Origin of the sequence: Flavobacterium facile (assembly GCF_036321945.1) — a bacterium.
GTDB classification, from domain to species: Bacteria; Bacteroidota; Bacteroidia; order Flavobacteriales; family Flavobacteriaceae; genus Flavobacterium; species Flavobacterium facile.
In genome coordinates this window covers 70,346-84,005 of record NZ_JAZAYT010000031.1, presented here as the reverse complement: position 1 = coordinate 84,005, position 13,660 = coordinate 70,346, and the positions used below count along the sequence as shown (strand labels likewise).

The following is a 13,660-nucleotide window of genomic DNA, read 5'->3' as shown; positions in this document are numbered from 1 at the left end:
ATCCATTATAAAATTTGTACTTTTGCATTACATTTTAAGATAAAAAATTAATGCCACGCGAACTACTCATTCAAGTTTCTCCAGAAATGGCGAATAACGAAGAAATGTTATACCAACACGTTTCTAAATTAGTACACACTTCTGTAACTGATTTGCAAAAAATTGTGGTGGTAAAACGCTCTATTGATGCCCGACAAAAAGCCATAAAATTCAATTTAAAATTAAATATTTATTTTAAAGATGAGGTGTTTACCGAATCTAAAATTGAATTGCCCCATTATCCAAATGTAACCAATAAGCAAGAGGTTATAGTTATTGGTGCTGGTCCTGCCGGATTATTTGCCGCTTTACAATTAATCGAATTAGGTTTGAAACCGATAGTTTTAGAAAGAGGAAAAGACGTTCGTGGTCGTCGTAGAGATTTAAAAGCCATAAATGTTGACGGAATTGTAAACGCCGATTCCAATTATTGTTTTGGAGAAGGCGGCGCTGGAACGTATTCTGACGGAAAATTATATACACGTTCCAAAAAACGTGGCGATGTAGATCGAATTTTACAATTATTAGTGGCTTTCGGAGCTACGGAAGAAATTCTTGTAGAAGCACATCCGCATATCGGAACCAATAAATTGCCACAAATTATTCAAGATATTCGCGATAAAATTATCGAATGTGGCGGACAAGTTTTGTTCGAAACACGTGTTACGGATATTCTAGTTAAGAACAATGAAGTAGACGGAATTGTCACTCAAAATGGAGAAACAATCCATTCAAAAAAAATCATTTTAGCAACCGGACATTCCGCTCGTGATATTTTCGAATTATTACATAAAAAAGAAATTTTCATCGAAGCGAAACCTTTCGCATTAGGTGTTCGTGCAGAACATCCACAAGAATTGATTGATAAAATTCAGTATTCTTGTGATTTCCGTGGCGAATTTTTACCACCATCTCCATATTCTATCGTAAAACAAGTCAATGGACGCGGAATGTATTCGTTTTGTATGTGTCCAGGTGGCGTAATTGCGCCTTGTGCCACAGCTGATGGAGAAGTAGTTACCAATGGTTGGAGTCCGAGTAAACGAGATCAAGCTACTGCCAATTCTGGAATAGTAGTGGAATTGCGTTTGGAAGATTTCAAACTTTTTGAAAAATTCGGACCTTTAGCAGGAATGGAATTTCAAAAAGCAATCGAACAAAAAGCTTGGCAATTGGCTGGGAAAACACAAAAAGTTCCAGCACAAAGAATGATAGATTTTACACAAACTAAAGTTTCAAAAGATATTCCAAAAACATCATATGTTCCAGGAACTACATCGATTGAATTGGGAGAAGTTTTTCCTTCATTTTTAACACAAACATTACGTGAAGGTTTTTCTGCTTTCGGAAAATCGATGCAAGGTTATTTAACGAATGATGCGATTTTACACGCACCAGAAAGTAGAACATCCTCTCCAGTTCGTATTCCAAGAGATAATTTTACTTTAGAACACGTTCAAATTAAAGGTTTATATCCTTGCGGAGAAGGCGCTGGTTATGCAGGTGGAATTATTTCTGCAGCTATCGATGGTGAAAAATGTGCGTTGAAAATTGCTGAGACGTTAAATTTAAATGTAAACACATAGGCACATATTTTATTTTTCTTTTAGAATATTTTAGAAAATTCTATTTTTTACACATAGATTCTATCTGATCTTTAACATACAAAGTAACTATCAAAAACCTATGTGACTATGTGTTTGAAAAAATAATCTTTGCGAACCTTGCGAAAACCTTAGTGTCTTTGCGGTAAAAAATAAATTATGACATTAAAAGGACAAAATATCCATTTGCGAGCACTCGAACCCGAAGATTTAGATTTTCTATACGAAATAGAAAACAACGAATCGATTTGGGAAGTGAGTAATACGCAAACGCCTTATAGTAAATGGGTTTTGAAGCAATATCTAGAAAATGCACAGCAAGATATTTTTGAAGCGAAACAATTACGTTTGGCTATTGTTTTGTCCGAATCCAATGAAAAAATCGGATTAATAGATTTGTTCGATTTTGACGCGAAAAATAGTCGTGCTGGAATTGGAATAATTATTTCCGAAAACTTTAGAAATCAAGGAATTGGAAAAGAAACTTTGCAGTTAATTACAAATTTCGCTTTCACCCATTTGAATTTACATCAATTATTTGCAAATATTACCACAAATAATGAAGCTAGTTTACAGCTTTTTAGTAATTTTGGTTTTCAAAAAATCGGAGTAAAAAAAGACTGGAATAAAATAAATGGTACTTTTGTAGATGAAGTACTTTTTCAACTAATAAAAACTTAAAACACATAGACACATAGAATTTAATTTAGAGTTAAATTTATTTCATTTAAGATAAAACATAGCTATGTTAACTATTTTAAACGAAGTGACTAACGAAAAAAACTATGTGTCTATGTGTTTAAAATTATAATTTAATATAAAAAAATAAAAATTTTGGGAGCAAAAAAATTATTCTTAAGAATTATCAGCATTGGAGCTTTATTCATTATTCTTTGTGGTGGATATGTAATCAATAAAGCCTTTACAGGAAATACAAAATTTGAAGAAGAGGAAGTGTTCGTTTACGTACCAACCGATTCTAAATATGAAGATGTTAAGAAAATATTAGCACCATATGTTGAAAATCAAGATAAAATTGATTGGGTAGCTTCAAAAAGAGAATACGATACGAATGTAAAATCGGGTAAATTTTTATTGAAAAAAGGAATGAGCAGTTTTAGCATTGTTCGTGCTTTGCGTTTAAATGTTCCTGTGAAATTAGCGTTTAACAATCAAGAAAAAGTGCAAGATTTGTTCGTAAGATTGGCTTCACAAATTGAACCTGATACAACAAAATTGAAAGACATATTCACAAACGATACTTTTTTACAAGAAAATGGTTTGAATATAGACAATGTAATGTCGTTTTTCATTCCAAATAGCTACGAATTTTATTGGAACATTACTCCAGAAGAATTATCTGAAAAACTAACAAAAGAATACAAAAGATTTTGGAATGATGGTAGATTAGCCAAAGCCAAAGCGTTAAATTTAACTCCAGCTCAAGTCTATACTTTAGCTTCAATCGTACATAAAGAAACCGCTAAAGCAGACGAAAGACCAAAAGTAGCAGGTGTGTATTTAAATAGATTAAACAAGAATATGCCATTACAAGCAGATCCAACAGTGATTTATGCTTTAAAACAAAAATCAAACAATTGGGATTTAGTTGTTAAACGTGTGATGCACAACGATTTAATGACAAGTTCTCCATACAACACTTATAGAAATACAGGTTTACCTCCAGGACCAATCTTTATGCCAGATGTTTCTGCAATTGATGCGGTTTTAAGTCCTGAAAAACATGACTATTTATATTTCTGCGCTAGTGTAGAGAAATTTGGTTACCACGAGTTTGCTACTGATTATAATGCGCATTTAAAAGTGGCAGCTAAATATGCTGATTGGGTAGCGAAACAGAATTACAAAAGATAACTTCATAAAATATTTTAAATCAGGTGTAAGTGTTAAAAAGATTACTTACACCTGATTTTTTTATACGATTCCTCTATTTTTCACGTTACTATACAATGAAATTTTTTACAACTGCCATTTTTTCTCTTTTTATAAGCTTGGGTTTTTCACAAGAAAACCTACAACATACTGTACGTAAAGGGGAATCACTTTATAGTATTTCGAAAAAATATAATGTTACTGTTTCGCATTTGGAGCAACTTAATCCAACTGCAAAAAAAGGTTTAGATGTCAATACTATTTTACAAATTTCTGAGAAGAAAGACTTAGAAATACTAGAGCATGAAGTGGTTGCAAAAGAAACGCTATTCGGATTATCTAAAAAATATAACATTAGTATCGAAAAATTGAAGCAATTGAATCCAAGTGTTGAATCGGAAGGTTTAAAAGTTGGTCAGGTTTTACAAGTTTCGAAATCTAAAAATTATTCCATTCCAGAAAAAATTGTTGTTGAAAAACCAAAACAAAAAAAGGACAAAATTGAAAAAGTTGAAAAAATAGATGCACTTCCAGAAGTTTTTCATACAGTTTTACCAAAGGAAACCAAATACGGACTTTCTAAAAAATTTAAAATTAGCATTGCCGAATTAGAAGAATTAAATCCGCAAATTAAAAATGATTTAGCAATTGGAACTCGTTTGGTGATTAGAACTTCAGAAAAAATTGAGAAAGAAGTTGTAGCTGAGGAAGTTGTTTTGCCGAATGTATCGCAACCAATTTCAACGGAAGGTTTATCTAAAATAGAATCGGTAATTGCAATAGCTTCTCATAATATCGGAACAAAATATAGAAGTGGTGGTACGAATTCAGATGGTTTTGATTGTTCTGGTTTGATGTTTTCTTCTTTTAAAGCTATCGATTTCACGTTGCCAAGATCTTCAAATGAACAAGCTTCAGTTGGTGTTAAAATTGATAAAATTTCTGCTCAAAAAGGTGATTTAATCTTTTTTGCAACAGGTGGTTCGTCAAGAATAAATCACGTGGGTTTAATCACCGAAGTTTCTGAAAATGATATCAAATTTGTGCATTCTTCAACAAGTTCAGGAGTCATAATTTCTTCAGTTACAGAAGAATATTACGACAAACGTTTCGTACAAATCAACAGAGTTATTCCTGAATAACTGCTCGAATTTAATTTTTTAACTCGTCAATTCGAGTGTTTTTTGTGAAGTGAATCGAAACAAAAAATGTATCGAGAATCGTTTTCTTTTTTTATCTTTAGCAAAACTATAATTTTACTATGGACAACAAAACAGAGTTTAAAAAAGAATTAGGATTGTTAAATGCAACCAGTTTAGTCGCTGGTTCGATGATAGGTTCCGGAATATTTATTGTAACCTCAATAATGGCAAGAGATATTGGTGGAGCGGGCTGGATTTTACTAGCTTGGATTTTAACCGGTTTTCTAACTCTTGCAGCAGCCTTAAGTTATGGCGAATTAGCTGGAATGATGCCAAAAGCGGGTGGACAATATGTTTATATTCAGCGTGCTTACGGAAAAATGATGTCTTTTTTATACGGTTGGACTGTTTTTACAGTAGTTCAAACAGGTGTAATTGCTGCAGTAGCTGTAGCTTTTGCAAAATATACCGCCATATTTTTCCCGGTTTTAAGTGAAAGTTTAATGGAAATTGGTTCCTATAAAATTCAATACCAACAAGTGTTGGCTATTTTGAGTATTGTAATTTTAACTGTAATCAATAATCAAGGTGTAAAAAGCGGAAAAAACCTGCAGTTTGTCTTCACAGCAGCTAAGTTATTTGCCTTGTTTGCTTTAATTGTTTTTGGTTTATATGTTGGATTGCAATCGGATACTTTAGCTAGTAATTTTACCGATATGTGGGCGGCTTCTAAAACCACAATTGTAGATGGAAAAATAACAACAGAAGTTTTAACAGGTTTTGCTATTATAGGAATGCTTGGTTTTACGATGATTAATTCATTATTTTCTTCTGATGCATGGAACAATATTACTTTTATCGCGGGAGAAATTAAAGAACCACAAAAAAACATTCCGAAAAGTTTATTCTTAGGGACTTTAATTGTTACGATAATCTATTTATTGGCCAATTTGGCTTATTTCTCTTTATTACCTTTAGATGGAAACCCACTGGCTACAGATTTTTTAGGACAAGGAATTAAATATGCGAACGAAGATAGGTTAGGGGCAAGTGCCGCTTCAGTGATTTTTGGAAATGCAGGTGTTTTTATCATGGCGGGATTAATTATGATTTCCACTTTTGGATGTAATTCAGGATTAATATTAGCAGGCGGAAGATTGTTTTATGCGATGAGTAAAGACGGTTTGTTTTTTAAAAGTGCTGGTGAATTAAATAAAAATCAAGTGCCTGAAAAAGCACTTTGGATGCAATGTATTTGGGCTTCAGTATTGTGTTTGTCTGGTAAATATGGTGATTTATTAACCTATGCTACTTTTGCTAATTTATTGTTTTACGTGCTAACTATTTACGGAATTTTTATTCTTCGTAAAAAAGAACCTGATACGCCAAGACCGTATAAAGCCTTTGGTTACCCATTTGTACCTATTTTGTATATAGTCTTGATTTCAATAATCAGTATTATATTATTAATTTACGATACAAGAAATACAGGTTTTGGTTTAGGAATTGTGTTATTAGGTATTCCAGTTTATTATTTGACTCAGAAGAAAACGGAAAAAATAGCTTAATTATATAAATTAAAAAACCGTTCTGATTATTATCGGAACGGTTTTTTGTTTTATGCTGCTAAATTCTAGTAGTACATATAACGTCTTACTTTAGCAATATATTTCGCTAAACGAATTACTTGGTGACTGTAACCATATTCGTTATCATACCAAATGTATAAAACGATATTTTTACCATCTCCAGAAACGATTGTAGCATTACTATCATAAATTGAAGGTTGTGCAGTTCCAACAATATCTGAAGAAACTAATTCGTTGTTCATTGAATATTTAATTTGCTCTACTAAGTTTCCTTCTAAAGCATATTTTTTCATGATTTCGTTTAATTCTTTAACAGATGTTTCTCTACCAACTTCTAAGTTTAAAACTACTAATGAACCATTTGGAACAGGAACACGAATCGCGTTTGAAGTTAATTTACCTGCTAAACTTGGTAAAGCTTTTGCAACGGCGCTACCAGCACCCGTTTCAGTAATTACCATGTTTAAACCTGCTGCTCTACCACGACGGTATTTTTTATGCATATTATCCACCAAGTTTTGGTCGTTTGTATATGCGTGGATCGTTTCTAAATGTCCTTTTACAACTCCTAAAGTTTCTTCAACAACAGCTAAAATTGGCGTAATAGCGTTAGTTGTACAAGAGGCTGCTGAGAAAATATTTACTTCGTCTGGATTGTAATCATCATGATTTACACCATAAACGATATTTGGAACACCTTTTCCTGGAGCTGTTAATAAAACTTTATCGGCACCTTTAGAAGTTAAATGTCTTGCTAAAGCTTCTTCCGTTGTGAAAGCACCTGTGTTATCAATAACTAAAGCATTATTGATTCCGTAAGCTGTATAGTCAATTTCTTCTGGAGAATTTGCTGTAATAATATGAACCGTTGTTCCGTTAATAATTAAAGCGTTGTTTTCTGGATCTGCAGTAACTGAACCTTCAAAATCACCGTGAACTGAATCGTAACGTAATAAAGAAGCACGTTTTTCTAATAAAACCGCATCGTTTTTATCACGAGTTACAATCGCACGTAAACGTAATTGTTGTCCTTTTCCAATTTTGCTCATCATTTCACGAGCTAATAAACGACCAATACGTCCAAAACCGTAAAGTACTACATCTTTAGGAACAATCTCAGAAGTATCTTTTGCATTTTTCAATTTGTCAATAACAAAAGCAGTTGCGTCGTTATATTTATCGTCTTCTAAGTGAAATTCGTACGTTAATTTTCCAATATCAATACGAGAAGGTGGTAAATCTAAATTTTCAATCGCTCTAGCAATTTCAACCGAATCAAAAATATTAATTGGTTTTTCTACAAAAGCACCAGCATATTCGTGTAAGTTGATAATGTCAGAAACATTTCTATCTATCAATTGATTTCTAAATAATACTAATTCAATAGATTTGTCGAACCATAAATCGCTTATAATTCTAACGAATTCTACACATGCTTTTCTTCTGTCTGCTTGAAAAGCTAATTCTTTTTCGTAAATAGTGTTGTTGTTCATGAAAATATAGATTGTGTTACTAATTTCATGCAAAAGTATATATTTCAATCGTTTTCGTAAAGCTTTTTCACACTTTTTTATGATACTTTCGAATCGCCATATTTTTATTCAATAAAACTAAATGAGCCCGATACAATATCGAGCTCATTAGTAAAAAAAATGTTTATTTTTCCAATTAATTCATTATTCTACAATAATTTTTTTAGAATATTTACCTTTTTTAGTTGTTACATTAACGATGTAAACTCCTTTTGCAAAAGATTTTGTTGGTAAAGTTACTCTGCTTGAACTTGAATCAAAATCGTTAGAAGTCCAAGTTTTGATATTTTGACCTAAAACATTATAAACTCTTATTTCATTAATATCTTCATCAAGAAGTTGTTGTAAAATTACTAATTCGTTATTGAAATGATAAAAAGTATTAGTGTTTAAGTCGAATGAATCATTATTTAGGGTGTTGTTTTTGAATCGAATAGTAAATCGATTGGTAATTTCACCTGTAGAGATTGGTAATATTATCTCACCATTTTTTAAGCTATGATAAATTTCAGTTTGATTGTCATGTAAATAAATTTCTTGATTTTGATCAAAATTAACTAATTCATCAATTACAAATTTACCATTTCCATTGCTAGAAGATTTAATGTTAATAGGAAATATGCCATTATCATTAAAAGTACCTTCAGCCTGAATAACTAAATTTTTATTCAATAATGGGAAATAAGCATCATTAGTTTGCAAATCTATAGCTGCACCATCGTATCCATTATCTAATCCAGAAGTTGCTTCATTGTTTGGTGTAAAACCTAATAATAATTGTCTTTGCATATTACCTTCAATAGCAGTGAAACTTAATCTAATTAATTTATATGGACTAATTTCAAAATTATCTTCTTGATTCGTTTCCTGAGCTGAGTTTTGAGAATTAGAACTAGTTGCATTTCTAAACATAATATTAGAATCTGCATTTTCCTCTTTAATAAATAACCTTTGATTATTATTAAAAGTAATTGTACCACCTGTTGCATTTCCTTTCACAAAGAAAGCTTGTCCAACTGGAATAAATCTGCCAGGTATTCTAGAACTTGAACCCGCTCCACTTATTAAAGCTGGTGCAACCGGAGTAACTCCTCCTAAAGCGGTTCTTGTAGCATAACCACCTTGGTAAGCTGCTAAATAGTGGGTGTTATTCGTAGCATAATGTTCCCAAAAATATAAAGTACCATCAATTCTTGATAAATTATCATTAATAAACGCTGTAGCATCTAAAGCAGAAGCATATGGATTACCAATTAAATTTATTGCTCCTGCACCAATATTTAATCCAGTTGATGAAATTAACCCATTATTAGGCTTTCCTACAAAAACATAATTTTGTGTACTGATTGCAGGAGGTGCTACTACACCGCTTCCTTTCATTGAATACCCTTGACCTGTTGCTAATATTGAGTTTTCCGTAATTTGTTGCCAGTTAGCATAAGCAGGAGAAAGATTAGTGAATTTGTGCAACCATCTTCTTGCGATACTAAAAGGAGAAGTACTTCCATCAAATCCGCCTACCCAATTAATGTTTGCTGGCGTTGTAGCTGTTGTACCATTTTTCATAGCATTATTTAGAGTGTATCCTGTGTTATTTGAAACAACGCTCGCTTCTGTACTAACTGGAGATGACCAATAATTATAATTGTATAAGTTTCCAGTTCCTTGCTGGTCTCTTTCTAAAGTTCCAGTACTTACAACATCTAAATCACAATTTAATGTTTGGATTAATTGAGAACGACCCACTAAATCAATTTTACCATTTAATAACAAATAATGAGAAATTTGCATTTTAGTATCGTTTTGAACAAATAAATTACGTGTAGTATCCACAAGTAATCCTAACATAGTTTTATTTCCAGTTGAAATCACATCATTGTTTATTCTAACAATATTCCAATCAATTGGAGTTGTTCCATCAATAACTGAGTTTGAGTTTGGAATGTAGTTTGATGTGTTATTGGTCCAAGTTGTAGCTGTAGTCCAGTTTCCGGTTGTTCTTGATTCATATGGTAACGGTGCTGTTTGTCTGTCAATTGTTGTTACATTTTTCAAAGCACCAGTTATATTATTGTTCGACTTATCTTTAACATTCGTGTAAGTGTAAGTTGACATTGGATAATACAACATTAAATTACTCCAAGGTAAACTAACAACCTCATTTAGTGTTATGTTTTGTGGAATAATTGCACCTTTAGTAGAACCATCTGTATGTTTATCCATTTCTTGATTCATTAAAAATCGCAATTGATTTACAGATAATGTTGTATTCCATATTCTAACTTCATCAATTGATCCATTAAAATGTTTAGTAATTGATGCAGAATTTGATGCCGCAACTAAAAATTCAAAAGCATTGTTTTGTGGTGCTAATACATTTGCTGAATTATTTAAAACTCCATCAATATACATTCTTGCAGTAGTTCCATCATAAGTAACTGCTAAATTATGCCACCTTGAAGCAGGAATAACAATTGTAGATGTTATAGATTGAGTTGCCGCTCCATTCGTCCATGTCATTTGTGCATTTCCACTCGCATTTATAAAAAATTCATAACCTGTAGTTGCGTTTTTCTTACTTAAAATTGTTCCGTTTGTTGCATCTCTTTTTATCCAACCTGATGCTGAAAAACTTCCATTTAAATTTACATTATTTCCTGAATTTACATAATCACTAGTTCCGTTAAAATCGATTGCACGAACAAAAGTTCTTTCTGGAGCAAATCCAAAAGTGATGTATTTTGTTCCGTTGAAATCAAAAGAAGTCTCTAAGTTAGAACCATTAGCTGTCATTACACGGTATTCTGCAGTTGGTGTAAATACAGGAGTATCAGAAATAAACATATAAAAATCTCCTGGAGGCGATAATGTTGCTGTTAACATTGTTGCAGGTAGTGATATTTTTACAGTACCAACATCTCCACCAGTTTCAATTACTCGCCATGTTCTTTGAACAGATGTAAAATCAACATTTGTGGTTAAAGCAGGAGTAATTCCAGAACTTATATTAACTATTAATGGAGCAGCAGCAGCTAAGCTTGCATTGTTATTTCCCCACATCAAGAATCTTATGTCACTTCCAAACGAATTTGAGTTTTGATTATTTGTGGCAAAAATATTATTCAATCCTAATGTAATATCTTCTTCTTTATTTACAGTTTTTGATTGTTTTTGATTTAGTTGAGCCACATCGTCTCTTCCAATTCCAGCGATATCATAATTAAATCCAGCTGAAGCGTTATAAATTGTAGTTCCATTTGAGTCTACATAATCTAAACTTGTTCCATTATTTCCTAATGTAATTCCGTATTTAATAGCTAAATAAGATTCAATTTTTCTTCTATTTCCATCTGTGTTTCTTGCGTCATAAGTAATAACTTCTAAAATGTCTCCACCATAACTTGAATCAAAAAACTCACTTCTACCTAACCAATATCTCGAATTTAGTATGTTTTTGTAAGTTCCAGTAGCAACATTTGAAGCAGTAAGTTGTAAACCATTATTAAAGATATGCATTAAACTGTTTGCTGTATTATCTCTTTTTCTTGGATTAAAAATTTGAGGACCAACATAGGATTTAGTGCCATTAATTTCTGCTTCACCATATTCTGTATTTGCGGCTTGGTTGTATGCAACAATTTCGTTTGAATATCTAGCAGATGAATTTCCCATTGAAAATCCAGTAACATCTTGGCTACCTTGATTTGTATTCACATCATCACCACAAAAAACATCTTGTGCACTTGTTGATCTATTAATAGCAACCTTTGGTTTAACAACGATAAACATATCGTGATTGTTGAAACCTTGGCCTCCATACATTGCGCTTCCACCATTGAAATTTATTACAGGGTTAAAATTCACATTATTTGTAGCATTATTATAAAAAACCGGGCTTTTAGACGTTTTTGTATTAGCATTTCTTGTATTACCAAATACGTTATCTTGCCAAGTTGTTAAAGATGCTCCATCTGTATAGTTACCAATGTTTTTGTCTGCTTTTAGCCAAAGTCTTAAATTAGTTGTAACTCCTCCTGGAGCATTAGATATGGTAGGCATTACAGCTACTTGAGCTCTTACTAAGAAAGTATAAACATTTTTGCCTGCTGTAACATTGCTATCATTATTTACAGTAACTGTTGCACTAAATGTTCCTGTAGCAGTTGGTGTAAAAGTTGCTACAAATGAGGCAACTGACCCTGAATTTATATTTTGATTTAAATTTGTTGTTGTAAAGCCAGTTCCTCCAGTAATCGCTACAGAAGTTACGTTTAAAGTATTGCTTCCTAAAGAATATACTTGAAAAGGAATTGAGATTGGCAATCCAACATAAGTTGTACCAAAATCAGTCAAATCAATAATTGAAGGTGTTATATCTGCATCTGGAATTGATGTGTCATTTCCTTGAATATCTATTTCTCTTCCTGATATAATACAGTTTCCTTGAATTGCAAAATCATAAATGCTTTCGTCTGTATCATTATTATTAATAGTTACAATTGCTAAATAATTTCCAACTGCTGAAGGACTAAATGTTATTGTAAATGTAACTGATGCACCTGCTGGTATTGGAGAAGTTGGGAAGCCAGTAACGGTAAAAGTTGCACTACCAGACAACTGAACAAAAGGAGCACCAGTTAAATTTAATGGTGTTGTTCCAGTATTTTGAATAGTAAAAGTATTAGTGGAATTTCCTCCTGGTATTGAGTTAGGAAACAAAGTTCTGTTTGAGCCAGCAGCAGAGGAATCACCATCTAAGATGTTATTTCCAAAACCTGTAATGTTAATTTCTGGTTCCCCACCAGTACCGCGTATAGCAAAATCAAATGGGTTTTCATTAGTATCGTTATTTACAAAAGAGATAGTTGCATTTCTTACACCTAATGCTCCCGGTGAAAAACTTACTGTAAAAGTAGTTGATGCTCCGCTTGCTATTGATGCGGCTGGAGGAGTTACTAAAGTAAATTCTCCAGCATCAGCTCCAGTAATAGAAAAAGTTCCAATAGTTAATGGCGATAATCCATTATTTTGTATTGTAAACGTTCTAGTTTTTGGAGTCCCGATAGAAGTCACTCCAAAATCTGTAAAATCTGCTAATGTAGGAGTTGCATCTCCATCAATAATATTTGTTCCATTTCCAGAAACTGAAATTTCTGGACTTGCAAAACCAATTAGTTTAAAGTTGTCAAAAGCTCCACCAATACCACGAACATTATTATTTGAAATAAAAATAACTCTAAATTGAACATTGTCGTTACCGTTAAAGTTGTTATCTTCACTTGAAATATTAATATTTCTGGTTTGCCACAGTGAGTTGTTATCTCCGCCAGACCATCCATTAGATCCCAAACTACTAATGTTTTCAGTATACCAACCCGATCCATTACCTAGGTTTTGCCAACCTCCGCCGTTCAATTGATATTGAACTTTCATACCGTCGTTCGTGTTGTCTGAAATATCAGTTCTTGTATCAATGGATAACGTAATATTTTCATAACTTGAGAAATCTATTATCGGTGAAGTGGCCAGAATATTTGTTCTGTTTTGATATTGAGATCCACCTCCATGTCTTTTTGTATACATACAACTTGTTATATTACCAGTTCCAGGATCAAGCAAAAATGGAGCTCTATTATGCTGAGCATTATCAGTACCTCTCAACCAACTACTGTCATTAGCTCCAGTAGATGTGAGTGTCCATGCATTAACACCTGTTCCATTTTCAAAATTTGCATTGAAAAAAGTAGTTTGTGCATTTGTGAAATTTAAAAAGAATACTAACATAAAAGTAAGTAATGCTTTTGTTTTTTTTGTTTTTAGTAGGGGGGATGCTACCATAAGGATAAGAATAAGGGGTAAGA

Annotated in this window: 7 protein-coding genes; 5 read left to right on the top strand and 2 right to left on the bottom strand. The window is 32.4% G+C overall.

The genetic code is table 11. The annotated features are described in order from the left end of the window. Positions 1–50 precede the first annotated feature (50 nt). The 5 genes from UEQ13_RS06965 to UEQ13_RS06945 all read left to right on the top strand — a co-directional run bounded on the left by UEQ13_RS06965 (position 51) and on the right by UEQ13_RS06945 (position 6,246). A complete protein-coding gene (locus UEQ13_RS06965) occupies positions 51–1,625 on the top strand; it encodes an NAD(P)/FAD-dependent oxidoreductase (protein ID WP_329805616.1) in 1,575 nt (524 codons plus the stop codon). A gap of 174 nt (positions 1,626–1,799) precedes the next feature. Next, a complete protein-coding gene (locus tag UEQ13_RS06960) occupies positions 1,800–2,324 on the top strand; it encodes a GNAT family N-acetyltransferase (protein ID WP_329805793.1) in 525 nt (174 codons plus the stop codon). Positions 2,325–2,477: 153 nt separating this feature from the next. Continuing rightward, complete coding sequence (gene mltG / locus UEQ13_RS06955; RefSeq protein ID WP_329805615.1) at positions 2,478–3,518, top strand: endolytic transglycosylase MltG; 1,041 nt, start codon at positions 2,478–2,480, stop codon at positions 3,516–3,518. A 95-nt stretch (positions 3,519–3,613) separates the two neighbouring features. Beyond that, complete coding sequence (locus UEQ13_RS06950) at positions 3,614–4,678, top strand: LysM peptidoglycan-binding domain-containing protein (protein WP_329805614.1); 1,065 nt, start codon at positions 3,614–3,616, stop codon at positions 4,676–4,678. Between the two features lie 119 nt (positions 4,679–4,797). Further along, on the top strand, positions 4,798–6,246 hold the full coding sequence (locus UEQ13_RS06945) for an APC family permease (RefSeq protein ID WP_329805613.1): 1,449 nt from the start codon (positions 4,798–4,800) through the stop codon (positions 6,244–6,246). Positions 6,247–6,311: 65 nt separating this feature from the next. Here the strand turns inward: UEQ13_RS06945 and UEQ13_RS06940 are convergent, their stop codons facing one another. Continuing rightward, on the bottom strand, positions 6,312–7,760 hold the full coding sequence (locus UEQ13_RS06940; protein ID WP_329805612.1) for a glyceraldehyde-3-phosphate dehydrogenase: 1,449 nt from the start codon (positions 7,758–7,760) through the stop codon (positions 6,312–6,314). Positions 7,761–7,943: 183 nt separating this feature from the next. Further along, a complete protein-coding gene (locus tag UEQ13_RS06935; RefSeq protein WP_329805611.1) occupies positions 7,944–13,637 on the bottom strand; it encodes a choice-of-anchor D domain-containing protein in 5,694 nt (1,897 codons plus the stop codon). Between the last annotated feature and the right edge of the window lie 23 nt (positions 13,638–13,660).